Origin of the sequence: Bradyrhizobium sp. USDA 336, from assembly GCF_044908355.1 — a bacterium.
Lineage (GTDB): Bacteria > Pseudomonadota > Alphaproteobacteria > Rhizobiales > Xanthobacteraceae > Bradyrhizobium > Bradyrhizobium yuanmingense.
Genome location: NZ_JBIYDC010000002.1, coordinates 5795119 through 5818488 on the forward strand (window position 1 = coordinate 5795119; position 23370 = coordinate 5818488).

Annotated in this window: 19 protein-coding genes and 1 pseudogene; 6 read left to right on the forward strand and 14 right to left on the reverse strand. The window is 64.9% G+C overall.

Annotated features, from left to right (window positions below; translation table 11 throughout):
• Nucleotides 1-55 precede the first annotated feature (55 nt).
• Both lptE and leuS read right to left on the reverse strand, forming a co-directional pair.
• Nucleotides 56-607, reverse strand: coding sequence for an LPS assembly lipoprotein LptE (gene lptE / locus ABIA45_RS28200; RefSeq protein ID WP_157285155.1), 552 nt, complete (start codon nucleotides 605-607; stop codon nucleotides 56-58).
• Entirely contained in the window at nucleotides 594-3245 is a 2652-nt protein-coding gene (gene leuS / locus ABIA45_RS28205) for a leucine--tRNA ligase (protein ID WP_404544985.1), read from the reverse strand. Before leuS ends, lptE begins: the two co-directional genes overlap by 14 nt.
• Before the next feature lie 187 nt (nucleotides 3246-3432).
• Here leuS and ABIA45_RS28210 point away from each other — a divergent pair.
• Nucleotides 3433-4478, forward strand: a pseudogene (locus ABIA45_RS28210) (GGDEF domain-containing protein).
• Nucleotides 4479-4537: 59 nt separating this feature from the next.
• Here ABIA45_RS28210 and ABIA45_RS28215 read toward each other — a convergent pair.
• Entirely contained in the window at nucleotides 4538-6241 is a 1704-nt protein-coding gene (locus ABIA45_RS28215) for a diguanylate cyclase domain-containing protein (RefSeq protein ID WP_036003074.1), read from the reverse strand.
• A gap of 109 nt (nucleotides 6242-6350) precedes the next feature.
• Between ABIA45_RS28215 and ABIA45_RS28220 the strand changes: the two genes are divergently transcribed.
• Nucleotides 6351-7040, forward strand: a complete 690-nt coding sequence (locus tag ABIA45_RS28220) for a YggS family pyridoxal phosphate-dependent enzyme (RefSeq protein WP_271543216.1) — start codon at nucleotides 6351-6353, stop codon at nucleotides 7038-7040.
• Nucleotides 7041-7234: 194 nt separating this feature from the next.
• On the opposite strand, the gene ABIA45_RS28225 is transcribed toward ABIA45_RS28220, so the two are convergent.
• Nucleotides 7235-7804 (reverse strand): L,D-transpeptidase, encoded by a 570-nt coding sequence (locus ABIA45_RS28225; protein WP_271543214.1) that lies wholly within the window; start codon nucleotides 7802-7804, stop codon nucleotides 7235-7237.
• A 210-nt stretch (nucleotides 7805-8014) separates the two neighbouring features.
• Here ABIA45_RS28225 and ABIA45_RS28230 point away from each other — a divergent pair, with 210 nt between their 5' ends.
• Nucleotides 8015-8701, forward strand: coding sequence for a response regulator transcription factor (locus ABIA45_RS28230; protein WP_008142830.1), 687 nt, complete (start codon nucleotides 8015-8017; stop codon nucleotides 8699-8701).
• 58 nt (nucleotides 8702-8759) lie between these two features.
• Nucleotides 8760-9203, forward strand: a complete 444-nt coding sequence (locus ABIA45_RS28235) for a cyclic nucleotide-binding domain-containing protein (protein WP_271543212.1) — start codon at nucleotides 8760-8762, stop codon at nucleotides 9201-9203.
• A 122-nt stretch (nucleotides 9204-9325) separates the two neighbouring features.
• Here ABIA45_RS28235 and xth read toward each other — a convergent pair whose 3' ends face one another.
• The 8 genes from xth to ABIA45_RS28275 form a co-directional block, all read right to left on the reverse strand.
• Nucleotides 9326-10141, reverse strand: coding sequence for an exodeoxyribonuclease III (gene xth, locus ABIA45_RS28240; protein ID WP_157285151.1), 816 nt, complete (start codon nucleotides 10139-10141; stop codon nucleotides 9326-9328).
• A 239-nt stretch (nucleotides 10142-10380) separates the two neighbouring features.
• Entirely contained in the window at nucleotides 10381-11139 is a 759-nt protein-coding gene (locus tag ABIA45_RS28245; RefSeq protein WP_271543686.1) for an outer membrane lipoprotein carrier protein LolA, read from the reverse strand.
• Nucleotides 11140-11291: 152 nt separating this feature from the next.
• A complete protein-coding gene (locus tag ABIA45_RS28250) occupies nucleotides 11292-13772 on the reverse strand; it encodes a DNA translocase FtsK (protein ID WP_275500376.1) in 2481 nt (826 codons plus the stop codon).
• A 9-nt stretch (nucleotides 13773-13781) separates the two neighbouring features.
• A complete protein-coding gene (locus ABIA45_RS28255) occupies nucleotides 13782-14996 on the reverse strand; it encodes an aminotransferase class I/II-fold pyridoxal phosphate-dependent enzyme (protein ID WP_404544989.1) in 1215 nt (404 codons plus the stop codon).
• 323 nt (nucleotides 14997-15319) lie between these two features.
• Complete coding sequence (locus tag ABIA45_RS28260; RefSeq protein ID WP_157285148.1) at nucleotides 15320-16768, reverse strand: ammonium transporter; 1449 nt, start codon at nucleotides 16766-16768, stop codon at nucleotides 15320-15322.
• A gap of 37 nt (nucleotides 16769-16805) precedes the next feature.
• On the reverse strand, nucleotides 16806-17144 hold the full coding sequence (locus ABIA45_RS28265; RefSeq protein WP_008142813.1) for a P-II family nitrogen regulator: 339 nt from the start codon (nucleotides 17142-17144) through the stop codon (nucleotides 16806-16808).
• Between the two features lie 309 nt (nucleotides 17145-17453).
• Complete coding sequence (locus ABIA45_RS28270; RefSeq protein ID WP_404654485.1) at nucleotides 17454-18755, reverse strand: ammonium transporter; 1302 nt, start codon at nucleotides 18753-18755, stop codon at nucleotides 17454-17456.
• A 134-nt stretch (nucleotides 18756-18889) separates the two neighbouring features.
• Complete coding sequence (locus ABIA45_RS28275; RefSeq protein ID WP_008142802.1) at nucleotides 18890-19228, reverse strand: P-II family nitrogen regulator; 339 nt, start codon at nucleotides 19226-19228, stop codon at nucleotides 18890-18892.
• Between the two features lie 260 nt (nucleotides 19229-19488).
• Between ABIA45_RS28275 and ABIA45_RS28280 the strand changes: the two genes are divergently transcribed.
• Nucleotides 19489-20367: a DUF4339 domain-containing protein gene (locus tag ABIA45_RS28280; protein ID WP_271543204.1), complete on the forward strand. Its 879-nt coding sequence runs from the start codon at nucleotides 19489-19491 to the stop codon at nucleotides 20365-20367.
• 140 nt (nucleotides 20368-20507) lie between these two features.
• Here the strand turns inward: ABIA45_RS28280 and tesB are convergent, their stop codons facing one another.
• Nucleotides 20508-21371: an acyl-CoA thioesterase II gene (gene tesB / locus ABIA45_RS28285; protein WP_404544994.1), complete on the reverse strand. Its 864-nt coding sequence runs from the start codon at nucleotides 21369-21371 to the stop codon at nucleotides 20508-20510.
• A 205-nt stretch (nucleotides 21372-21576) separates the two neighbouring features.
• On the opposite strand from tesB, the gene ABIA45_RS28290 reads away from it, so the two are divergent.
• The gene (locus tag ABIA45_RS28290; protein WP_404544997.1) at nucleotides 21577-22797 is read left to right on the forward strand and encodes a ubiquinone biosynthesis hydroxylase; all 1221 of its coding nucleotides are present in this window, start codon (nucleotides 21577-21579) and stop codon (nucleotides 22795-22797) included.
• 66 nt (nucleotides 22798-22863) lie between these two features.
• Here the strand turns inward: ABIA45_RS28290 and ABIA45_RS28295 are convergent, their stop codons facing one another.
• On the reverse strand, nucleotides 22864-23061 hold the full coding sequence (locus ABIA45_RS28295) for a Trm112 family protein (RefSeq protein ID WP_225135539.1): 198 nt from the start codon (nucleotides 23059-23061) through the stop codon (nucleotides 22864-22866).
• Between the last annotated feature and the right edge of the window lie 309 nt (nucleotides 23062-23370).

Here is a 23370-nt window from a genome sequence, read left to right on the forward strand (position 1 = left end):
TACTCGTCATTCCGCAATGCCTCGTCAGAGGCGAACCCGGAATGACGGAAGGGTACTACGTCCCCGCGGTGAAGTACGAGGCGAGCCGGGTGGTGATGTTCTCGGCGATCTCGTTGGCGGCGCGATCCTCGGCATCGCGCACCGCGCGGGTGCGCGAGAAGCGCTGATAGGACCCCGGCATGTCATAGGACACGCGCGAGAAGGTCGAGCCGGTCATCACCGACCGGCCGGTCGCGACCTCGACCAGATTGTACTGGGCGTCGATGCCAAGATTTTCGCTGGTCGGCAGTCCCGTCGCGGAGCTGACGATCAGGGAGGAGCGGTTGGTGGTGAAGCGGATATCGAGCCGGTGGGTCGGCGGCATGCCCGTCGCGGTGCCGTAAAGCTTGAAGGCCAGCGCATTGCGGATTTCGACGCCGACGCGGGCCTCGCGGGAGGCATTGGGCTTGTTGATCGGGGGCAGCTCGACCCCCATCAGCTTCTCGCGCAGGCCCGGGGTGCCGTCGCTGCGCTCCGCATACATCGGCTGGAAGCAGCCGGCCGTCAGCGCCGCCAGTGCGGCGACTGCCAGCAAGCGGGCTGCGATACGGGTCCTAGCCGACAACATTCACGATCCTCTTGGGGACGATGATCACCTTGCGGACGGGCTTGCCGTCCAGGGCCAGCTTTACCGCATCGAGGGCCAAAACGGCAGCCTCGATTTCCGGATTTTGGGCCGCTGTTGCAACTGTGACCTCACCTCGCTTCTTGCCGTTGACCTGCACCACCAGGGTCACGCTGTCTTCAACCAGCAAATCGCGTTCGATTTGCGGCCAATCGGCCTCCGAAACCAGCCCCTTTCGGCCAAGACCATTCTCAAAAAGCACCTGCCAGCACTCCTCGGCGAGGTGCGGCATCATCGGCGAGAACAGCTGGACCAGGATCTGGCTGGCCTCCTGGATCGCCCAAGCCAAATCTGGAGCGAGATCCGGGGCAGGTTGGCCGGGGCGCTGGAGCACCTCCGAGAAGGCATTGGTGAATTCGCGGATATGGGCCAGGCAAACGTTGAAGTGCAGCCGCTCGATGCCGGCGGTGACCTTGTCCAGCGCGCCGTGGGCGGCCTTGCGCAACGCCGTGGCGTCCGGGCCGAAGCTGGCCGGCCGGGCCGCCGGCGCAGCCTTGCCGAGGGTGGCGGCATCGTTCACCAGCCGCCACAACCGCTGCACGAAGCGCGAGGCACCCTGGACGCGCTCGTCGCTCCAGATCACGTCGCGGTCGGGCGGGGAGTCCGACAGCATGAACCAGCGGGCCACGTCGGCGCCATAGGTCTCGATGATGTCGTCGGGGTCGACTGTGTTCTTCTTCGACTTGGACATCTTCTCGATCGGGCCGATCGCGATGTCTTCGCCCGTCGTCAGCAGCGTGGCGCGGCGTCCGTTGCCGCCGACCTCGACCTTCACCTCGGCCGGCTGCACATAGCTGCCGTCGGCCTTCTGGTAGGTCTCGTGCACCACCATGCCTTGCGTGAACATGCCGGCGAACGGCTCGTCCAGCGCGATATGCCCAGTCGCTTTCATCGCGCGGGTGAAGAAGCGGCTGTAGAGCAGATGCAGGATCGCGTGCTCGACGCCGCCGATATATTGGTCGACCGGCAGCATCCGGTTGGCGACTGCAGGCGTAGTCGGCGAAGCCTCGTTCCAGGGATCGGTGAAGCGCGCAAAGTACCAGGACGAGTCCACGAACGTGTCCATGGTGTCAGTTTCGCGTTGAGCCTTGCCGCCGCATTGCGGGCAGGTGACGTGCTTCCAGGTCGGATGATGATCGAGCGCGTTGCCCGGCTTGTCGAAGGTCGCATCGTCCGGCAGCTTCACGGGCAGATCGGCATCCGGCACCGGCACCACGTCGCATTTCGGACAGTGAATGACGGGGATCGGGCAGCCCCAATAGCGCTGGCGCGAAATGCCCCAGTCGCGCAGACGGAAATTCACCTGGCGCTCGCCGACCGGCGCATTGCCGCGCAGCTCCGTCTCGAGCCGCTTCGCCACCTCTTCCTTCGCCTGCTCGATGGTCATGCCGTCGAGGAAGCGCGAATTGATCATGCGGCCGTCGCCGTCATAGGCGGTATCAGTGATGACGAAGCTCTTCGGGTCCTGGCCTTCCGGGCATACGACGGGCGTGTTGCCGAGAGCGTACTTGTTGACGAAGTCGAGGTCGCGCTGATCGTGCGCCGGGCAGCCGAAGATGGCGCCGGTGCCGTATTCCATCAGCACGAAATTGGCGACATAGACCGGCAGCTTCCAGGTGGGATCGAACGGATGCACCGCGCGGATGCCGGTGTCGAAACCCTGCTTCTCCGCGGTGTCGATGATCTCCTGCGCGGTGCCGATTTTCTTGATCTCTGCGATGAACTCCGCAAGCTCAGGGTTCTTTGCGGCGGCGGCCTGCGCCAGCGGATGATCCGCCGAGATCGCCATGAACTTGGCGCCGAACAGCGTGTCCGGGCGCGTCGTGAAAATCTTCAGCTCGCTCTCGCCGGCCGGCGTTGTCGCCGCATCCAGCGCGAAGCGGATCAACAGGCCTTCCGAACGACCGATCCAGTTGCGCTGCATCAGCCGCACCTTGTCGGGCCAGCGGTCCAGCCCGTCGAGCGCCGACAGTAGCTCCTGCGAGTACTTCGTGATCTTGAAGACCCACTGGTTCATCTCGCGCTGCTCGACGACGGCGCCCGAACGCCAGCCGCGGCCGTCGATCACCTGCTCGTTGGCGAGCACGGTCATGTCGACGGGGTCCCAGTTCACCTTGCGCTTCTCGCGCTCGGCAAGCCCTGCGCGCAGAAAGTCCAGAAACATCTTCTGCTGGTGCTTGTAGTAGGAGGGGTCGCAGGTCGCGATCTCCCTGGACCAGTCCAGCGACAGCCCGATCGAGCGGAGCTGCTTCTTCATCGCGGCGATGTTGTCGTAGGTCCAGGCCTTCGGCGCGACCTTGCGCTCGATCGCGGCGTTCTCCGCCGGCAGGCCGAAGGCGTCCCAGCCCATCGGATGCAGCACGTTGAACCCCTTGGCGCGCATGAAGCGGGCCAGCACGTCGCCGAGCGTGTAATTCCGGACATGGCCGATATGGATGCGCCCGGACGGGTAGGGGAACATCTCGAGCACGTAATATTTTGGCCGCGGATCGTCGTTCTTGGAGACGAAGATCGCCTGCTCGTCCCAGAGGCGTTGCCAACGCGGTTCGGCGTCGCGGGCGTTATAGCGTTCGGAGGTCATGGAATCGTTGGGTTTTCGTGGTTCGGCCGTCTCAAGACGGCGGACTAGGCCATAGAAGCCCTTAAGGGGTCAATGGGTTGCCGCGTTTTGGGAACCGACCCCCTCCGCATAACTACGAGGGTCCGCGTTGGGGTGTGATTAAGGCGTCGATGCCAAGTTGCGATCCGACAAGGTCGCATTACCGCACATGGATTCCAGCTTCGACGATCCCGATTACGACTATGCCGCGTCCGTCGCAGGGCGGGCGATGCGGAGCATGGCCGAACAGCGGATTGCACCGACCCCTGCCAACTTTGCCGTCTGGTCCAGTATTTCGCGGGCAGCCATGACGATCTGCGCAACGCGATCGATCTCCTGATCGACCACAATCGTCCCTTCGACCCCCAAACCAATCAGGATCTGTTCGAGACCTACATCGCGCCCCAGGTGAGTGCCGTCGTGGTCGACACGTCCGAGCGGCTGCAGGCGCTGATGGGGACGGCGAAGGAGTTTCTGGCGACGGCGATCGCCGACAATCATTCGCAGATGCAGGTCATCAGCCAGGTGGCCGACCAGGGCAAGGCCGGCGTCGATCCAAAGCTGCTGGTTGCCCAGCTCATGAACGAGCTGGCGCGGGCGGCCACGCGGGCGACGCGGCTGGAGGCAGGCTTTGCGGAAAAGACCCGCGAGCTCGACGTGATTCGCGATTCGCTGTCGCGGTCCGAGCAGCGCGCCCGGACCGACACGCTGACCGGGCTGGCGAACCGGCGGGCCCTCGACGAATTCCTGCGCAAGGCGCAGACGACCGCGGAATGGGGCGAGCCGCTCAGCGTGCTGATGCTCGACATCGACCACTTCAAGTCCTTCAACGACAATTTCGGCCACGGTGTCGGCGATCAGGTGCTGCGCCTGATGGCCAAGGTCCTGCGCGAGAAGGTTCGCGCGCAAGATCTGCCGGCCCGCTATGGCGGCGAGGAGCTGATCGCGGTGCTGCCGGACGCCGATCTAGCCGCTTGCGCCGAGATCGCCGAACGGATCAGGCGCGCGATCGCAGATTGCACGATCACGCGTCGTTCGACCGGCGAGACCCTGCCCGGCATCAGCGTGTCCATCGGCGTGGCGCAATACCGGACCGGCGAGGCGATCACGGATCTGATCGAACGCTGCGACCGCGCGCTCTATCTCGCCAAGGGCGGCGGCCGCAATCGTGTGGTGACGGAGATCGAGCTCGAGCGGGCCGGGGCTGCGGGGTAGCGGTCGACCGCGATATGCTCCCTCTCTCCGCAAGCGGGGCGAGGTGAAGAACCAGCGCTTTAGGCGCTCGCCACCATCATCATCTCGGCCGTGCCGGTCGCGATCGCCTGCACGCCGTGCTCGACGACATTGTTGCGGCCACGATGCTTGGCAGCGTAGAGCGCGGCGTCGGCGGCTTCGATCAGGTCGCCGGGACGCAAGGATTCGCTCGGCTTGGTCGCGGCGACGCCGATCGAGACCGTGACGATCATGTGGTTCGAGGTGATGTGAGGCAGGCAGAGCCTCAGCACGGCCGAACGCACCTGCTCGCCGATCGCGACGGCGCGCGTCACGTCGGTGTTCGGCAGCAGCAGGCAGAACTCCTCGCCGCCGTAGCGGGCCGCGAAGCCCATCGTGTCGGCGGCGATGCCGGACAGCGATTCGCCGAGCCGCGTCAGGCAGGAATCGCCTTCGAGATGGCCGTAGGTGTCGTTGAAGAGCTTGAAATGGTCGACGTCGATCATCAGAAGCGCCAGCTCGCTGCCATATTGCTGCGCGCGCATCCATTCGAAATCCAGCCGGCTCTGGAAGCCGCGGCGGTTGGCGAGACCGGACAGCATGTCGATCGACGCCATCACCGTCAGGCGGTCGTTGCTTGCGATCAGCTCGCGCTCGCGCTGGCTCAGCTGCGCGGCCATCGCGTTGAACGCGCGGGCCAGCGGCACGAACTCGGCGGGCAGGCGATTGCGCGCGGCGCGCGCCGACAGGTCTCCCTCGCCGAGCCGCTTGGCCATGTCGGCGAGCATCTCGATCGGCTTGATCACGAGCTTTTCGGCGGCGATCAGCGCGCCGAGCAGGACGAACATGAGCACGAAGGCGAGCTGCAGATAGGCGGTGCGGATGTCGCGGCTGACCGCTGCGGACACCTTGTCTTCGTCGATGCTGGCGATCAGGCGGGCATTGGTGCCGGCGATGCGGATATAGCTGACCGCGCGGCGGGAGCCGTCGGCGGCGAGAAAGGACAGCGAACCCTCATCCTGATCAGAGCGCAGCGCCTTGTCGGCGATCGCGGACATCAGCGGCATGTTGTCGAGCGGACGGCCGACCGCGCTGTGCTGATCGGCCGGGGCCGCCAGCACGGTGCCCGCGCTGTCGACCAGCACCGCAGTGATGCCGGCGCGACCGCCCAGATTGTTCATGACCTTCGACATCCAGTCGAGATTGACGGTGGCGAGCACGACGGCATCAGCCACGCCGCTGAAGGCGGAGACCGGATAGACCGCCATCACCGTTGGCGACGGTACCGGTCGCGACATGATGAAGTCGCTCAGCACGAAGCGGCCGGTTTCCTGGGCCTGCTGGAAGTACGGTCGGTCACTGAGATCGAGGCCAACATACATGTTGTTGGTGGCGCATTGGATGCGGCCGTCCTGGCCGGCGATCAGAAGCGTGCGGATCCAGGGCAGGCTCGACGGCAGGCTCGCGCGTAGCACGTCGCAGCTCTTGCTGATGCCGCCGGCGGAGGCGCGGATGAAGGCCTCCGATTTCAGAATGGTCTCGACCGACGAGATCACCTGGCGCTGCGCATCGGCGCTGTGCCTCGCCACCGTGGTGAATTCAGCCGCGGCCTGCGCAACTTGCCGCGCGCGCGTGTCTTCGAGGGAACGGATGCGCTCGATCATCAAGGGCGTCACGAGAATCACCGCGAGCAACGCAAGCCGCGCCCGGATACCGAGAACCTGCTTGAGTTTCGCGCGCTTGCGGTTGAGACTGACGCTTGCCATTTTCGCTACCCACCCCGCGGGCTAAGGTAAAGCGAAGGGTTCAAAAACTGTTTCTTGAACTCGGTAAAATTGGACCTAACTCGGGTTCGGGTCACAACCAAGAGACGTCATGACGGAAGCCAACGTCGCGCCGGTAACCGGCGATTCACCAACCGCGCTCGCCGCGGTCGAAGCCGAAATTGCACGCGCCTGCAGGGACGCGCAGCGTGAGCGCGCCTCGGTCACGCTGATCGCCGTATCCAAGACGTTCGCGGCGGATGCAATTACCCCGGTAATCGCCGCCGGACAGCGCGTATTTGGCGAAAACCGGGTGCAGGAGGCCAAAGCCAAGTGGCCGGCGTTAACGTCTGCTCACCCCGATATTGCGCTGCATCTGATCGGGCCGCTGCAATCCAACAAGGCGAAAGAGGCGGTCGCGCTGTTCGACGCCATCCATTCGGTCGACCGTCCGAGCATTTGCCAAGCGTTAGCCAAGGAAATCGAATCCCAGAACAAGCACCCGCAGCTGTTCGTTCAGATCAATACCGGCGAGGAACCGCAGAAGGCCGGAATTGCTCCCGGCGAGGCCGATGCCTTCATTGCGAGCTGCCGCGACACCTACGGGCTGACGATCTCCGGATTGATGTGCATCCCGCCGGTCGACGAGCCGCCCGCCGCACACTTTGCGCTCACCGCCAAGATCGCCGCGCGCAATGGCTTGACGAATCTTTCGATGGGCATGAGCGCCGATTTCGCGACCGCCATCATGCTGGGCGCCACCCATGTGCGCGTCGGCAGCGCGATCTTCGGGCGTCGCTAGCCGTTGGCGAGGATCTGTCGTGTCCCGGACAAGCCGCAACGCCAAAGCGGGACCCAGAGCAATGCCTTCATGTGCCGCGAATGGGCCCCGGCTCTGCAGCGCACCCTTAAGGAGCGCTGCGCTGCGTCCGGGGCACGAGCAGCAAAATGCTGCCCCTCGACCTGGAGCGGGACAGATCGCAATGACGGCGCCTCTCAACCGATGATGATCTTTGTGCGCGGGCCCAGGCGCCGCAGCAATTGCAGCATCGCGGATTTCGTCATGGAGACGCAGCCGGCGGTCGGGCCGAAATTGTCGCGGGCAAGGTGCAGGAACACCGCACTGCCGCGGCCGGCGATGCGGGGCCGGGTGTTGTGGTCGATCTCGATGATGAAGTCGTAGAGATGGTCGGCGCGCTGGAGCCGGTCGCCGCCCTGCCCCTCGCCGAGCCGGATGCTCTGGTTGTAACGGCGGTCCCGCGGATCCTCGCACCAGGCGTCCACGCCGGTGATCACCCGGGCCGGCAGGAACGTCCGGGGACGGCTGTGCCGGTCGCCCCGCCACCATAATTGCCTGGGCCGGAAGCTGCCTCTGGGGGTGCCGCCATCGCCCTCGCGCTTGTTGGCGAGAATGCCGCCTCGCCCCAGCGCAACCGGAATGGTCAGCGCTCCCGCCGTCAGCCAGCCCCGGCGCGGATTGCCGGCAGCAGGCTTAACGCGGATCGCCGAGAGCGGCCCGGGGCCTCGATTCCTGATGTAACCGATTGAAGCTGCTTTATTTTTCATGCGAACGTGCAATGTCGAATTCATTACAGGACATTCATCCAAACGTCCTGCTATCTTGGGTTAGAGTGCTTCCGGCTTGTGAATCGGTAACAGCCCACTACTTCAACACGAACAACAATAACAATAATGACGAACGACCTTAAACTTCCCCTCGCGGCTGGGTGCGGCATGGATGTGCTGCCGAGCCGGACCCCAAAAGGATGACCCCCCATGGCCAATGCCCGCAAGATCCTGATCGTGGATGACGATACCGATCTGCGCGACACGTTGGTGGAGCAATTATCGCTACACGAAGAATTCGAAGCCTCTGCGGTCGATACCGGCGCCAAGGGCGCCAGCGCCGCGAAGGCCAATTCCCCCGATCTGGTCCTGATGGATGTCGGCCTGCCCGACACCGACGGCCGCGAGGTTGTCCGCTCGCTGCGAAAGGGCGGCTTCAAGGCCCCGATCATCATGCTGACGGGGCACGACACCGATTCCGATACGATCCTGGGCCTGGAATCCGGCGCCAACGACTATGTGGCAAAGCCCTTCCGTTTCGCCGTGCTGCTGGCGCGCATCCGCGCCCAGCTCCGTCAGCATGAAGCCAGCGAGGACGCGGTGTTCTCGGTCGGACCCTACTCCTTCCGCCCCGGCTCGAAGATGCTGACCGCGGCCAATGCCCGCAAGGTCCGCCTCACCGAGAAGGAAACCGCGATTCTCCGCTTCCTCTACCGGGCCGGCCAGATGCCGGTGTCGCGCGAGACCCTGCTCCAGGAGGTCTGGGGCTACAATTCCGGCGTCACCACACACACGCTGGAAACCCACATCTACCGCCTCCGCCAGAAGATCGAGAAGGACGCCGCCAACCCGGAGATCCTGGTAACGGAAGCCGGTGGCTACAAGCTGGTGCCGTGATACGCTTCGATGGCGTGCGAATCGTTTTAGATCGCACGCCTTCGAGCCTCGGACCTGAATGTCAATCGACGATGATGTAGCGCTTCTCGAGCGTGTCCCGACACTGCGCCTGTTGGGAGACGCCTCGTTGCGCATGCTGGCGATCGGCTCCGAGCAGCGTGACTTCGTCCGCGGCGACGTCCTGTTCAATCTCGGGGACGACGCCGACGCCGGCTTCGTGGTCCAGCGCGGCGCCTTCCGGGTCGAGGACGGCGCGGGCGCCGAAATGATCGCCGGCCCTGGCGCGCTGATCGGCGAGCTCGCGCTGGTGGTGCCGATGAAGCGGCCGTCGAGTGCGATGGCGCTGGAGCATTCCTCCGTCATCCGCGTCGCACGCAGCCTGTTCCAGCGCGTGCTCGAAAGCGATCCCGCTGCGGCGGTGCGCCTGCGCGACGAATTCGCGGTCCGCTCCAGCCAGATCGCCAGCGATATTTTGATGGCCGGTGCGAAGCTGACGAGCTGAGCCCTCGTCATTCCGGGGCGCGACGAAGTCGCGAACCCGGAATCCATTGAGCGGCAGAGTCAGTTGATGAATGGATTCCGGGCTCGCGCCAAGTGGCGCGCCCCGGAATGACCCACCGCGGCTCACACCTCCAGCGTCACCGTGACGGGCACGTGGTCCGACGGCCGCTCCCAGCTGCGCGCATCGCGCAGAATCTTGAAATCGCTGACTGCATCCTTCAGCGCGCGCGAGACCCAGATGTGGTCGAGCCGGCGGCCGCGATCGCCGACGGTCCAGTCGGCGGAGCGGTAGCTCCACCACGTATAGACCTTCTCCGACATCGGAATGCGATCGCGCGCGACGTCGACCCATTCGCCGGCTTCGAGCGCCGCCTTCAGCTTCTCGGTTTCGATCGGCGTGTGCGAGACCACTTTCAGCAGCTGCTTGTGCGACCACACGTCGTTCTCGTGCGGGGCGACGTTGAGATCGCCGACCAGGATGTGGCGATCCTCGTCGCGCGGATGCAGCGGCTCGCAGGCCGTCATCTCGTCGAGGAAGCGGAGCTTGTGGTCGAATTTCTCGTTCAGTGCGGGATCGGGAATGTCGCCGCCCGCGGGTACGTAGAAATTATGCAGCACCAGCGGTTTTGCGATGCCCGCTTTTTCACCGAACGACACCGAGATGTGGCGCGAATCCACCTTGTCGCAGAAGGTGCGGATGTCCTTCGATTCGAACGGGATCTTCGAGACGATGGCGACGCCGTGATAGCCCTTCTGCCCGTTCAGTGCGACGTGCTCGTAGCCGAGCCGCTTGAAGCGCTTCAGCGGAAAGGCATCGTCGATGCACTTGGTCTCCTGCAGGCACAGCACCTCCGGCCGCGCGCTCTTGAGAAACTTCGCGACCAGGTCGATGCGCAGCCGCACCGAATTAATGTTCCAGGTTGTCAGGGAAAGACGCATGGGAAATGCGTCTTAGCAAGCTCTCGCAGGGTGGGCAAAGGCGCTAGGCGCCGTGCCCACCGGCTTTTGGGATTGACCAGGATCAGCAGGATCGTGCCCCGGACGCTGCGCGGCACGAAGTGACGCGCTGCAGAGCCGGGGCCCATCTTGCGGCATTCCTGGGTCCCGGCTCTGCGCTCCGCTCTTGGACAACGCTGCGCGTCGTCCAAGAGCTACGCTTGTCTGGGACACGAGGGCGCTCAACCCCGCGATGGCGTGTTGTAATTGGTGAAATCGATCTTGAACATGTTGGGGTCGAGCTTCTTGCTCGAGTCCAGATTGTACACCGCGATCGTCGTGTCGTAGCCCTGCGGATCGGTGACGGTCCACTGCTTGAGCTGGCCGTCCTTGGCGCCGAACATCAGCAGCAGGCGGCTGGTGCCGACCAGGGCCTGCTTCTCCTCGATGGTGACGCTGACGAAGACGTCGTCGGCCGAGACGCCAACGACATTGGTGTCCTTCATCAGGTCGATGCGGTCGGACAGGAGAAAGCGCAGCGGCGTCTGCGACAGCGGGTAGACGTCCTGAGTCGCGAGCTTGCGGTCGCGCACAACGAGCGAGGAGCCGTCGGCGACGATGTCGATCGGGCTCGGCGCGTCATATTCGAAGCGTACCTTGCCGGGTTTCTGGATGTAGAAATCGCCCTGCGTCTTGCTGCCGTCGGGACCGACCTGGACGAAATTCCCGACCAACGTCTGCAGCGACGACAGATAGGCACTGACCTTGGCCGCCTGCGCTTTCTGGTTGGCGTCGAAGGTCTGGAAGATGCTGCTCGGAACGTTGCGCCGCGGATCCGGGATCACCGGATTGGGCGGCGCCTGCGTCGCGCCGGTGACGGCCGGTCCGCCGGCGGATGCGCCGCCGTCACGCCCCTTCGGCGCGGGTTTCGGCACCGGCACGGTCTGAGCGAACGACGCAGCGGTCACTATCGCGGCGGTGACGAGAAGCACGCCGGCCACGCGCGCGCTTCGCGCGGCGATCGTGGCAGCGAATCGAATGTCCGGATGTCTGATCAACGCGTCGTCCTGTGTGGCTGGGCGCCCTTTTACCGTGATTTCGGGCAAAAGCAGATATCGAATTTGCGTGAAATGTTGCTCAGAGGCTCCTCGCCTCACATATGGCTGTCTTCTTCCTCGACCAGAATCTCGCGCTTGCCGGCATGGTTGGCGGGGCCGACGATGCCCTCCAGTTCCATGCGCTCCATCAGCGATGCGGCGCGGTTGTAGCCGATTTGCAGACGGCGCTGGATGTAGCTGGTCGAGGCCTTGCGATCGCGTTTGACGATCGCAACCGCCTGCTGGAAGAGATCGCCGCCGCCATCGCCGCCCATGCCGGTGGCGTCGAACACGGCACCGTCCTCGTCCTCGGTCGGCTCTTCGGCGGTGACGGCTTCGAGATATTCCGGCTGTCCCTGCGTCTTGAGGTGACGCACCACCTTCTCGACTTCCTCGTCGGAGGCGAACGGTCCGTGCACGCGGCTGATACGGCCGCCGCCCGCCATGTAGAGCATGTCGCCCTGGCCGAGCAGCTGCTCGGCGCCCATCTCGCCCAGAATGGTGCGGCTGTCGATCTTGGACGTGACCTGGAAGGCGATGCGGGTCGGGAAGTTCGCCTTGATGGTACCGGTGATGACGTCGACCGACGGACGCTGCGTCGCCAGGATCACGTGCAGGCCGGCGGCGCGCGCCATCTGCGCCAGACGCTGCACCGCGCCTTCGATGTCCTTGCCGGCGACCATCATCAGGTCGGCCATTTCGTCGACGATGATGACGATGTAGGGCAGCGGATCGAGCGAGAGCTTCTCTTCCTCGTAGATCGCCTTGCCGGTTTCCTTGTCGAAGCCGGTATGCACCGTGCGCGTCGGCTCCTCGCCCTTGGCCTTCAATTCGAGCAGGCGCGTGTTGTAACCGTCGATGTTGCGCACACCGAGCTTGGCCATGTTCTTGTAGCGCTCTTCCATCTCGCGCACGGCCCATTTCAGCGCGACCACCGCCTTCTTCGGGTCGGTCACGACAGGCGTGAGCAGATGGGGAATGCCGTCATAGACGGAGAGCTCGAGCATCTTCGGATCGACCATGATCAGGCGGCACTGGTCCGGCCGCAGCCGGTAGACCAGGCTGAGGATCATGGTGTTGATCGCGACCGACTTGCCCGAGCCGGTGGTACCGGCGATCAGCATGTGCGGGGTGCGCGCGAGGTCGATGATGACGGGGTCGCCGCCGATGGTCTTGCCGAGGCAGAGCGGCAGCTTCGCCACCGTGTCGGTCGCCTCCTTCGCCACCAGCAATTCGCGCAAATAGACTTTCTCGCGATGCGCGTTCGGCAGCTCGATGCCGATCGCGTTGCGCCCGGGCACGACGGCGACGCGCGCCGACAGCGCGCTCATCGAGCGGGCGATGTCGTCGGCAAGGCCGATCACGCGCGAGGACTTGATGCCGGGCGCCGGCTCCAGCTCGTACAGTGTGACCACCGGACCCGGATTGGCCTTCACGATCTCGCCGCGCACGCCGAAATCCTGCAGCACGCCTTCGAGCGAACGGGAATTGTTCTCCAGCTCGGCCTTGCTGAGCGGCTGGCGATCGCCGGCCTTCGGTGCGGCCAGCATGGAGACGGACGGGAGGTCGAACTTGTCGGAGGATTTCTTGGAAGCGGGCTTCGGCGCGGCTTTCTTCTTCGGGGCGCGCGCGGCGGGCTCCTCCTCTTCCTCCTCCTCGTCCTCCAATTCGTCTTCGTGCTCGTCCTCGTAGTCCTCGTCTTGAGACTGCGGCGAGATCGACGGCGCCGAGCGGCCGCCGCCGAGATTCGGCTCCTGCCGGCTGAACTGGGCGGCCTTGGTCTTCGGTCCGCTCGAGACCAGCGAGCGGTAGGCGGCACCACACAGCCAGATCAGCCGCGCCTTGGTGCTCATCAATGCATGGAACAGCCAGCCCAGCGAGACCGAGCCCCGATCGCTCTCCTCGTCTTCGTCGAGCGGCTTGTCGTCATCGGCGACCTCAGCGATCTCGTCGTCCTGCTCACGCGCGCCGAGGCCGCAGGCGATCAGGAAGGTCGCGGTCATCGCGGCGAACAGGATCGTGCCCAGCACGATGCGATAGATCGTACCGGCCGGCCCGAAGATCACCGCGGGGGCGCGCACCAGCGCATCGCCGACCACGCCGCCGAGGCCGGTCGGCAGCGGCCAGGCCCCGCCATGCTGAAAGCAACTGACGAAGCCTGCCGCGATCACCGTGCAGAGAATCCAGGAGCCGAGCCGCAGCGCCTCGCGGTCGAACGGCCGATGCGTCATCATGCGCCAGCCCCAGACCGCAACGGTCAGGACCAGCATGATCGCGCCGAGCCCCAGGATCTGCATGGCGAGATCGGCGCCGATCGCGCCGGCATAGCCGAGGATGTTGCGGATCGGCCGCGAGGTCGCGTGGCTGAGGCTGGGATCCTGCACCGACCACGTCATCAGCGCCGCCGCGGCGACGCCCGCCAGCGCGATCAGGCCGAGGCCGGCGAGCTCGCGCATGCGCCGCGCCAGACCCTCGCGGATCGAGGGCGGCAGATGGCCGACCAGAGGAATGACGCGTTCGATTGCCGACATGCTCACGGGCCCCGCCTAACCCAGAGTCTCGACCAGCCGGTGCAGCGCCTGCGCCGTGGTCTCGCCGTCCTGCACCAGCGCGAGGCGGATATAGCCTGCGCCGGGATTGAATCCGTCAGGCTGCTGTCGCGCCAGGAAGCTGCCGGGCACCACGCGCACGCCGGCTTCCCTGAACAGCTTGAGCGTCACCGACACGTCGTCGCCGATCTCGGAGGTGTTGAGCCAGACGCAGAAGCCGGCATCGGGCCGGCGATAACCGTAACGGTTGCCGATGATCTGGTCGGCGAGGTCGAACTTGATCCGGTACAGCCGCCGATTCTCCTCGACATGCGCCTCGTCGCCATAGGCGACCGTCGCGACATGCTGCAGCGGCACCGGCACCTGGGGCGCTGCGATGTTGCGCAGCTCGAGGAACATGCCGATGAACTTCTTGTCGCCGGCGGCAAAGCCGACGCGCAGGCCCGGCAGGTTGGAGCGCTTCGACAGTGACTGGAACGCGACAACACGTGTGAAGTCGGGGCCGGCGCATTCCAGCGCGCTGCCGGGTGCCTCGCGGGTGTAGATCTCGGAATAACATTCGTCGCTTAGGATCACGAAGCCGTAGCGGTCGGCGAGCTGCTTCAAGCGTTTGAAATAGCCAGGCCTCGCGACCGAGCCCTGCGGATTGGCGGGCGAAGCCAGGTAGAACGCCACCGTGCGCGCCAGGGTCGCCTCATTGATGGCGTCGAGGTCGGGCAGGAAGCCGTTCTCGACCGTGGTCGGCAGATGGACCGGCTCGCAAGCGGCCGCAAGCGCGCCCGCGCCGTAGACCGGATAGAACGGGTTCGGCATCAGGATCGCGGGCTTGCCCGGACGCGGGCCGACATAGCGCGCGGCCGCGATCGCGGCGAGGAACAGCCCCTCGCGGCTGCCATTGAGGACGAGAATCTCGCTCTCGGGGTCGAGCGGCCGCGGCAGCTGGAACCGCGTCGACAGCCAGGCCCCGGCGGCGTTGCGGAACGGGTCGGTCCCCTTGTTCGCGGGATAACGGCCGAAATCGGCGATGTGCTTGGCCAGCACCGGGCCGACGAAGTCGGGTACGGGATGCTGGGGCTCGCCGACCGCAAGCGAAATCAAGGGCTTGCCCGGCTGATGCGGGGCCAGCAGCTCGTTCAGCCGGACGAAGGGCGAGCGTTCGGAATCGGAGCCATTACCGCCCTGCGGCGCACGGGATGAAGCGGTCAGAGCCATTCGTTGGGCGCCAGTACTCTTGGAACGGCCGGTCGCTACCATAGGCGCCGGCGGGAAGCGGTTCAGTTCACCATAGATAGGGCGAGGTTAAGACGCGATTAACCATCGGCCGCCGCCCGCGTCCAGCGCGGGAAAAATGGGGCGAGATAGCGGCGTGCATGGACGGTCCACCCTCCCCTGGAGGTGCCTGCAGGCGGAGCCATCAAAAGAAAGGGGCTCCAGCTTGCGCTGGAGCCCCTCAACGGTCAGGGCATTGCCGGGTATGTGCCCGAACCGTAGTTGTGGACGCGGTCCCCGAAGCGACCGCGCCCGGGAGGAGACGGTTACATGTTGTAGGCGCGCTCGGTGTGCTCGGTGATGTCGAGGCCTTCACGCTCGCTCTCGACATTGGCGCGGAGGCCAACGATCACATCGACGACCTTGAAGAGGATCGCCGAGCCGATGCCCGACCACACCAGCGTGGTGCAGACGGCCTTGATCTGGGCGAGCATCTGGGTGGCGAAGTCGTAATCGGCGACCTTCGGCGGGATCGCCGAGTAGTCGATGATGCCGGCGCCGCCGAGCGCGGGGTTGACGAGAATGCCGGTGCCGATGGCGCCGACGATGCCGCCGACGCAGTGCACGCCGAACACGTCGAGGGAGTCGTCGTAGCCCAGCGCGTTCTTCACGACGGTGCAGAAGAACAGGCAGACCACGCCGACCACGAGGCCGAGGACGATCGCGCCCATGACGCCGGCAAAGCCGGCCGCAGGCGTGACGGCCACGAGGCCCGCGACGGCGCCGGAGATCACGCCGAGCACCGACGGATGGCCCTTGATGATCCACTCCGCGAACATCCACGACAGCGCAGCGGCCGCGGTGGCGACGAAGGAGTTGGTCATGGCGAGCGCCGCGCCGCCGCTAGCTTCCAGGTTGGAGCCGGCGTTGAAGCCGAACCAGCCGACCCAGAGCAGCGAGGCGCCGATCATCGACATGGTCAGCGAGTGCGGAGCCATTAGTTCCTTGCCGTAACCGACGCGCTTGCCGATCAGCAGAGCGCCGACGAGCCCGGCGATGCCGGCGTTGATGTGCACCACGGTGCCGCCCGCGAAGTCGATCGCGCCCATCTTGAAGATCCAGCCGGCGTCGGCGTTGAGCTCGTCGAGCTTGGCCTGGGCCGCGGTCTTTGCCGCAGCGTCAGTGGCGGCAGCGAGCGCCTTGGCCGCATCCTGGATCAGGTCCGGGCCCTGCCAGTACCAGACCATGTGCGCGATCGGGAAATAGATCAGGGTAACCCAGAGCGGAATGAAGAGCGCGATGGCCGAGAACTTCATGCGCTCGGCGAAGGCGCCGACGATCAGGGCGGGCGTGATCGCCGCGAAGGTCATCTGGAAGCAGACGTAGATGAGTTCGGAGATGTTGGCGTCGACCGAGAAGGTCGCTGCCTTCGTATCGGTGGTGACGCCCATCATGAAGGCCTTGGAGAAGCCGCCGATGAAGTCCGAGCCTCCGGTGAAGGTGAGGCTGTAACCGTACACGGCCCAGATCACGGTGACGACGCAGACGGTGTAGAACACCTGCATCAGGACCGAGAGCATGTTCTTGGAACGGACCAGACCGCCGTAGAACAGCGCGAGGCCGGGGATCGTCATCAACAGCACCAGCACTGTCGATGTCAGCATCCAGGCGTTGTCTCCCTTGTTGACCGTTGGCTCGGCGTAGGCTGCGGTCGCAGCGAACAGGCCGACTGCGAGAGCTGCCAGTCCCGCGCCATAGGGACGCTTGAACGTCATATTGTTTACTCCTGCTTGAATAAGGTTGAGCGCGAAATCAGAGGGCCGCGGCATCGGCCTCGCCGGTGCGGATGCGCACCGCGTGGTCGAGGTTGATGACGAAGATCTTGCCGTCGCCGATCTGTCCGGTTTTCGCGGCGGACGTGATGGCGTCGATGGTCTTGTCGACCTGGTCGGAGGCGACAGCGACCTCGATCTTGATCTTGGGCAGGAAGCTCACGGCATATTCGGCGCCGCGATAGATTTCCGTATGGCCCTTCTGGCGGCCATACCCCTTGACTTCCGTCACCGTGAGACCGTGAACGCCGATGGCGGTCAGGGCGTCACGGACTTCTTCAAGCTTGAATGGCTTGATGATCGCCATAACAATTTTCATGGGTCCTATCCCCGCTTGGGCCCGGTCCGGACGTGGCCGGGCGTTCTCGACTGGTTCGCCACGAGGGAGAAGTTTCACTACGCGGGCACAGCCGGACCCCTAGAATCAAATGCCGTGCCAGATCAGGCGGATTGCCTAACGGATTATGAAAACGGGGGTTTTCGCCTTCGGCGGGTGTTGCAATGCAGTGCGCTATTACGTCGCGCTCAAAACGTGGTCACGCCTGCGCAAAACATGGGCAAGACAGGCTCTCGACACAATGTTGCTCACGCGTCGGGCAGCAGGACGGTATTTACGTAGTATCGGCGTCTATTGCAGGGCTTCTCCGTGCTGCGAAATATCCAGACCCTCGAGCTCGTGCTCACGGGATACGCGCAAGGGCACGAACAGGCCGACCAGCTTGAGCAGGATGAAGCTGACGCCCGCCGACCAGACGAAGGTCACGGCGACCCCGTAGAACTGGGTCAGGAGCTGCTGCGGATGGCCCTCCAGCAGGCCGGCGGTGCCGCCGATTGCGCTGGTGGCGAACACACCGGCGAGCAGGGTGCCGGTCAGGCCGCCGATGCCGTGGACGCCGAAGACGTCGAGCGAATCGTCATAGTCGAAGCGGTGCTTCAGCCAGGTACAGGCCCAATAGCAGAGCGCACCGGCGATGATGCCGATGACGATGCCGTGCCATGGCGCGACGAAGCCCGAGGCCGGCGTGATGGTGCCGAGACCTGCGACCGCGCCGGAGATCATGCCGAGCACCGAAGGCTTGCGCCGCGTCGACCATTCGATCGCGCCCCAGGTGAGCGCGCCCGCACAGGCGGCCAGATGGGTCGCGATGATCGCCATCACCGCGCGTGAGTTCGCTCCGAGCGCCGAGCCGCCGTTGAAGCCGAACCAGCCGACCCACAGCAGGCCGGTGCCCATCACCGCGAGCGACAGATCGAACGGCGCGAGATTCTCGGTGCCGTAGCCGTGACGGCGTCCCATCACCTTGGCTGCAACGAGGCCGCCGGTGCCGGCCGACAGATGCACGACGAGACCGCCGGCGAAATCGAGCACGCCCATGCTGGCGAGGAAGCCGCCGCCCCACACCCAATGCGCCAGCGGAATGTAGACGAAGATGAACCAGGCGACCGAGAACAGCAGATAGGCCGAGAACCGCATCCGGTCGGCGACCGAGCCCGCGACCAGCGCCACCGTGATGATGGCAAACGTCATCTGGTACAGCATGAACAGCGATTCCGGGATCGTCTTCGCCGCGGGGTTGACGCTGTCCATCGTCATGCCGGCGAGAAACCAGCGATCGAGCGTGCCGATCCACGGGCCGTCGCCGACGAAGCACAGCGAATAGCCGAACGCCACCCAGAGAATGGAGATCAGCGTCACCGCGGCCAGGCTCTGCGCCATGGTGGCGAGCACGTTCTTCTTGCGCACCATGCCGGAGTAGAACAGCGCAAGTCCCGGGATCGTCATCATCAGCACCAAGGCGGTGGCGACGATCATCCAGGCGGTGTCGGCGGTGTTGATCTCGGTTGCCGCCGCTTGCGCCGGCGCAGCTAGGACGGACACAAATCCAATTGGCGCAGCCATGGCAGCTGCGCGGCGCGACAATCCCGCCATATCGTTCCCCCCGGCATCAATTGGCGTCGCACATCGTGGCGTATTTGCCCGGTGCGATCGAAGCAGTCGTGTCAAAGCGTTTTCGAGCGAAGTGGATACCGGTTCGCGTGAAGAAAACGCGTCAAAACAAAAAGTCAGAGCGCGTCGCTGTCGGTCTCGCCGGTGCGGATGCGCAGCGCGTGGTCGATCGGTGTGACGAAGATCTTGCCGTCGCCGATCTGGCCGGTGCGCGCCGTCGCGGTGATCACGGCGACCGCCTTGTCGGCGACGTCGGAAGCGACCGCGATCTCGATGCGCAGCTTCGGCAGGAAGTTCACGACATATTCGGCGCCGCGATAGATCTCGGTGTGGCCCTTCTGCCGGCCATAGCCTTTCACCTCGGTCACGGTCATGCCGTGCACGCCGATCGCCGTCAGGGCCTGGCGGACCTCATCGAGCTTGAAGGGTTTGATGATCGCGACGACGAGTTTCATGGTCAGGCCTATTCCCCGGGATGCGCCGCGCCGTATGTCCCCGGCGCTGCGTCAATCTGGCATCTTTCCGGGCAAATGGCACAAAAAAGTTGCAGATTGAAGCGGAAAAACGTTTGGCCAAGGGCGGTCATGTGAACGGCCGCCTCTGTACAGGGCAGCTGTTCATCATTCACAATGCATTTTTGGCATGGATGCGGTGAACCCAGGCGTGAACCGAAGCGTCCCGGCCGGTACATACGTAAGTTCGAGGGGGACGTTCCATGGCGAGTTGGTTTTACGCATCCGAGGGCAAGCAGCAGGGGCCCTTTCCGGAAGGGCAATTCCGCGACCTCGTTGCCCAGGGCGTCGTGCGTCCGGACACCTTGGTCTGGACCGAGGGCATGGCCGGCTGGCAGAAGGCCGCCGAAATTCCCGGCCTGATCGGCGGCGGTGCGCCGCCGATGGTCCCGACGGGCGGAAGTGGCTATGGCGGCACCGCCGGCTATGCAAGCGGTGGATCGCTCTCGGTCGATTTCAGCATCCTCGAATTCACCTGGCGCAGCATCGTCCTGCTGATTGGAATGATCTTCGTCATCCCGGCGCCCTGGGCCTTCGTCTGGTACACCAGATGGATCGTCTCCTGCGTGAACGTCCCCGGGCGGCCGAACCTCGGCTTCACCGGCAATGCGATGACGTTGGTGCCGTGGTATTTCGGCTTCATCGTTCTCGCCATCGCGCTTGGCTTCGTCGGCAGTGAGATCCTGAGCAATCTGCTGTTCATCGTGCAGATCGTGCTCTACTGGCTGCTGATCAAATGGATGGTCGCGAACCTCGCCTCCAACGGGCAGCCGCTGGGCCTCAGCTTCACCGGTTCGGTCTGGGCCTATATCGGCTGGAACCTGCTGTTCGCGATCTCCATCATCACCATCATCGGTTGGGCCTGGGTGGCCGCGGCGCAGATGCGCTGGTTCTGCCGCAACATCGAGGGCACGCGGCGCGAGATCGTCTTCAAGGGCAGCGGTCTCGATATCCTCTGGCGCGGCATCGTGGCCGCCATCCTGATGTGCTTCATCATCCCGATCCCGTGGGTGTACCGCTGGATCATGAACTGGTTCGCCTCGCAGACCGAGCTCGCGCCGCGCGGCTCGCTCGGGGCATGATCTGAACGGCTTCAGGCGCTGCTCGTCGCGCTAGAGCATGATCCGGAAAAGTGTGAAGCGGTTTTCCGAAAGATCATGCTCAAACAATAACCTAAAGCGCGATGACGATTCATCCTAATCGCATCGCGCTTTAGAAGCGATCAGGCCTTCCGCTCGCGCACCGAGCCTTCCTGCGCGACGGAGGCAACCAGGGTGCCGTCCGGCTTGAAGATCGAGCCGCGGGTCAGGCCCCGCCCCGATTGTGCGCTCGGCGAATCCTGCGCGTAGAGCAGCCATTCGTCGGCGCGGAACGGGCGATGGAACCACATCGCGTGGTCGAGGCTCGCCGGCATCATGCGCTTGTCGAACAGCGTGCGACCATAGCGCGCCATGATCGCGTCGAGCAGTGAGAAGTCCGAGGCGTAAGCGAGCGCGCACATGTGCAGCGCCGGATCGTCGGGCAGCTTGGCGGCGGTCTTGATCCAGACGTGGATGCGGCCGTCGTCGATCTTCTGGCCGAAATAACGGCCGAGCTCGACCGGGCGCAGCTCGATCGGCCGATCGGATTCGTAGTAGCGGCGGATGAAGTCCGGCATCTCCTTGAACATCGGCTGTTTCGCCACCTCCTCCGCCGTGAGCTTTTCCGGCGGCGGCACGTCCGGCATCGTGTCCTGGTGGTCGAACGCAGTCTCCTCCTCGGCGTGGAACGACACCATGATCGAGAAGATCGCGTTGCCGTGCTGGATCGCGGTGACGCGGCGGGTCGAGTAGCTCTTGCCGTCGCGCAGGCGCTCGACCTGATAGATGATCGGGATCTGCGGATCGCCCGGCAGGACGAAATAGCAATGCAGCGAATGCGGCAGCCGGCCCTCCACGGTGCGGCAGGCCGCGACCATCGCCTGCCCGATCACCTGGCCGCCGAACACCCGCTGCCAGCTCGTCTTCGGGCTGTTGCCGCGGAACAGGTTCACCTCGAGCTGCTCGAGGTCGAGGATCCCGATGAGGTCGATCAGTCCTTTGGACATGATGGTGCTTTCCAGTAATGTCTCATTCCGGGGCGCACGCGGTGCGAACCCGAAAATCTCGAGCTGATAAACCTCCGGATTCCGGGTACGCGCGTTGCGCGCCCCGGAATGACGGAACGAAGGGCTAGCGGCCCTCGTTTCACCGCACTGTTTCGCCCAGCTCAAGTCTGCTAGCAAGACCGAGAATTGTCCGGGAAGCTTTGGTATGTCGGTACAGGGTAGCATTGTCATCGGTGGCGGCGCGTTTGCCGGCCTTGCGCTGGCCTTGGCGCTACGCCAGGGGCTCGGGCCCGAGATCCCGATCGTCGTCGCCGATCCCGCCCTCGGCACGCGGCCGAGCCGCGACCCCCGCGCCACCGCGATCGTCGCCGCCTGCCGCCGCCTGTTCGAGACGATCGGCGCCTGGGACGACGTCCGGGATGAGGCCCAGCCGATCCTCGACATGGTCGTCACCGATTCCAAGCTCGAGGATGCCACCCGTCCGGTGTTCCTGAACTTCGCCGGCGATGTCGCGCCGGGCGAGCCGTTCGCCCACATGGTCGAGAACCGCCGCCTGATCGACGCGCTGGTGGTGCGCGCCGAGGCCGAGAGCATCGATCTTCGCGCCACCCCGGTCGCGTCCTACGATGCGCGCACTGACGGCATCGACGTGACGCTCGGCGACGGCAGCGTGATCGCGGCGGGCCTCTTGGTCGCCGCCGATGGCGCGCGGTCGAAGCTGCGCGAGCGCGCCGGCATCGTCACTCATGGCTGGGAGTACGACCAGTCCGGCATCGTCGTCACCGTCGGCCACGAGCGCGATCACGAGGGCCGCGCCGAGGAACACTTCCTGCCGGCTGGCCCGTTCGCGATCCTGCCGCTCACCGGCAAACGCTCCTCGCTGGTGTGGACCGAGCGCCGCACCGAGGCCGCGCGCATCATCGCCCTCAGCGACGAGGAATTCCACGCCGAGCTCGAGCAGCGCTTCGGCCTGCATCTCGGCGAGGTCAAGGTGCTCGACAAGCCGCGGGCGTTTCCGCTGTCCTATTTCGTCGCGCGGTCCTTCATCGCCGAGCGCATCGCGCTGGTCGGCGACGCCGCCCATGTCATCCACCCCATCGCGGGCCAGGGCCTCAACATGGGCCTGAAGGACGTCGCTGCGCTGGCGGAAGTGGTGGTAGATGCCGCGCGGCTCGGCCTGGATATCGGCGGGGCGGACGTGCTCGAACGCTACCAGCGCTGGCGCCGGTTCGACACGATGGCGATGGGCGTCGCCACCAACTCGCTGAACTTCCTGTTCTCCAACCAGTCGACGCTGTTGCGCACGGTGCGCGACATCGGCCTCGGCCTCGTCGACCGCGCCCCGCCGCTGAAGAACCTCTTCGTCCGCCAGGCCGCAGGCCTCACCGGCGAGGTGCCGCGGCTGTTGAAGGGCGAGGCGTTGTAAGGGGCGAATGGTGAGTGGCGAATAGCGTAGGTCCATTCGCCATTCGCCACTCCCCACTCGCTGTTATCAATCGATCTTGCGCGCCTCTTCCGGCAGCATGATCGGGATGCCGTCGCGAATGGGATAAGCGAGCTTGGCGCTGCGCGAGATCAGCTCCTGCCGCTCAGAATCGAATTCCAGCGGGCCCTTGGTCAGCGGGCAGACCAGGATCTCCAGCAATTTTGGATCGACGCTGGCTTCGGGACGTTCGGTGGGCGCGTTCATGGAAGTCTCCGGCACTTGCCTGCCTTTAGCATAGAAATTCGCGCCCGCCATCGCGCTTTAGGCGGGGACCATCGCCAGGAGCTCGTCGAGTATGATCCGCGGCCGGGATTGACGGGCCTGACAGGGCGCAGCCGAGAAATGTCCAGTACAGGATCTGCGCGCGGCCCAGCTCCGTTGCCAGGGCGAGCCCACGCATCCGCGGCCATCTAGAGCGTGATCCGCAAACGCGCGCAGCGGGCTTCCGGCGCGACCGGCGCGCGGAACGTGTTAGCCCGAAAGATCAAATTTTCCGGACGGTGTTGACGTGGC

What these genes read in the sequence shown, in the direction of transcription:
- lptE (WP_157285155.1), bottom strand. Translation starts at nt 607, where the DNA reads ATGTTGTCGGCTAGGACCCGTATCGCAGCCCGCTTGCTGGCAGTCGCC.
- leuS (WP_404544985.1), bottom strand. Translation starts at nt 3,245, where the DNA reads ATGACCTCCGAACGCTATAACGCCCGCGACGCCGAACCGCGTTGGCAA.
- ABIA45_RS28215 (WP_036003074.1), bottom strand. Translation starts at nt 6,241, where the DNA reads ATGGCAAGCGTCAGTCTCAACCGCAAGCGCGCGAAACTCAAGCAGGTT.
- ABIA45_RS28220 (WP_271543216.1), top strand. Translation starts at nt 6,351, where the DNA reads ATGACGGAAGCCAACGTCGCGCCGGTAACCGGCGATTCACCAACCGCG.
- ABIA45_RS28225 (WP_271543214.1), bottom strand. Translation starts at nt 7,804, where the DNA reads ATGAAAAATAAAGCAGCTTCAATCGGTTACATCAGGAATCGAGGCCCC.
- ABIA45_RS28230 (WP_008142830.1), top strand. Translation starts at nt 8,015, where the DNA reads ATGGCCAATGCCCGCAAGATCCTGATCGTGGATGACGATACCGATCTG.
- ABIA45_RS28235 (WP_271543212.1), top strand. Translation starts at nt 8,760, where the DNA reads ATGTCAATCGACGATGATGTAGCGCTTCTCGAGCGTGTCCCGACACTG.
- xth (WP_157285151.1), bottom strand. Translation starts at nt 10,141, where the DNA reads ATGCGTCTTTCCCTGACAACCTGGAACATTAATTCGGTGCGGCTGCGC.
- ABIA45_RS28255 (WP_404544989.1), bottom strand. Translation starts at nt 14,996, where the DNA reads ATGGCTCTGACCGCTTCATCCCGTGCGCCGCAGGGCGGTAATGGCTCC.
- ABIA45_RS28260 (WP_157285148.1), bottom strand. Translation starts at nt 16,768, where the DNA reads ATGACGTTCAAGCGTCCCTATGGCGCGGGACTGGCAGCTCTCGCAGTC.
- ABIA45_RS28265 (WP_008142813.1), bottom strand. Translation starts at nt 17,144, where the DNA reads ATGAAAATTGTTATGGCGATCATCAAGCCATTCAAGCTTGAAGAAGTC.
- ABIA45_RS28270 (WP_404654485.1), bottom strand. Translation starts at nt 18,755, where the DNA reads ATGGCGGGATTGTCGCGCCGCGCAGCTGCCATGGCTGCGCCAATTGGA.
- ABIA45_RS28275 (WP_008142802.1), bottom strand. Translation starts at nt 19,228, where the DNA reads ATGAAACTCGTCGTCGCGATCATCAAACCCTTCAAGCTCGATGAGGTC.
- ABIA45_RS28280 (WP_271543204.1), top strand. Translation starts at nt 19,489, where the DNA reads ATGGCGAGTTGGTTTTACGCATCCGAGGGCAAGCAGCAGGGGCCCTTT.
- tesB (WP_404544994.1), bottom strand. Translation starts at nt 21,371, where the DNA reads ATGTCCAAAGGACTGATCGACCTCATCGGGATCCTCGACCTCGAGCAG.
- ABIA45_RS28290 (WP_404544997.1), top strand. Translation starts at nt 21,577, where the DNA reads ATGTCGGTACAGGGTAGCATTGTCATCGGTGGCGGCGCGTTTGCCGGC.
- ABIA45_RS28295 (WP_225135539.1), bottom strand. Translation starts at nt 23,061, where the DNA reads ATGAACGCGCCCACCGAACGTCCCGAAGCCAGCGTCGATCCAAAATTG.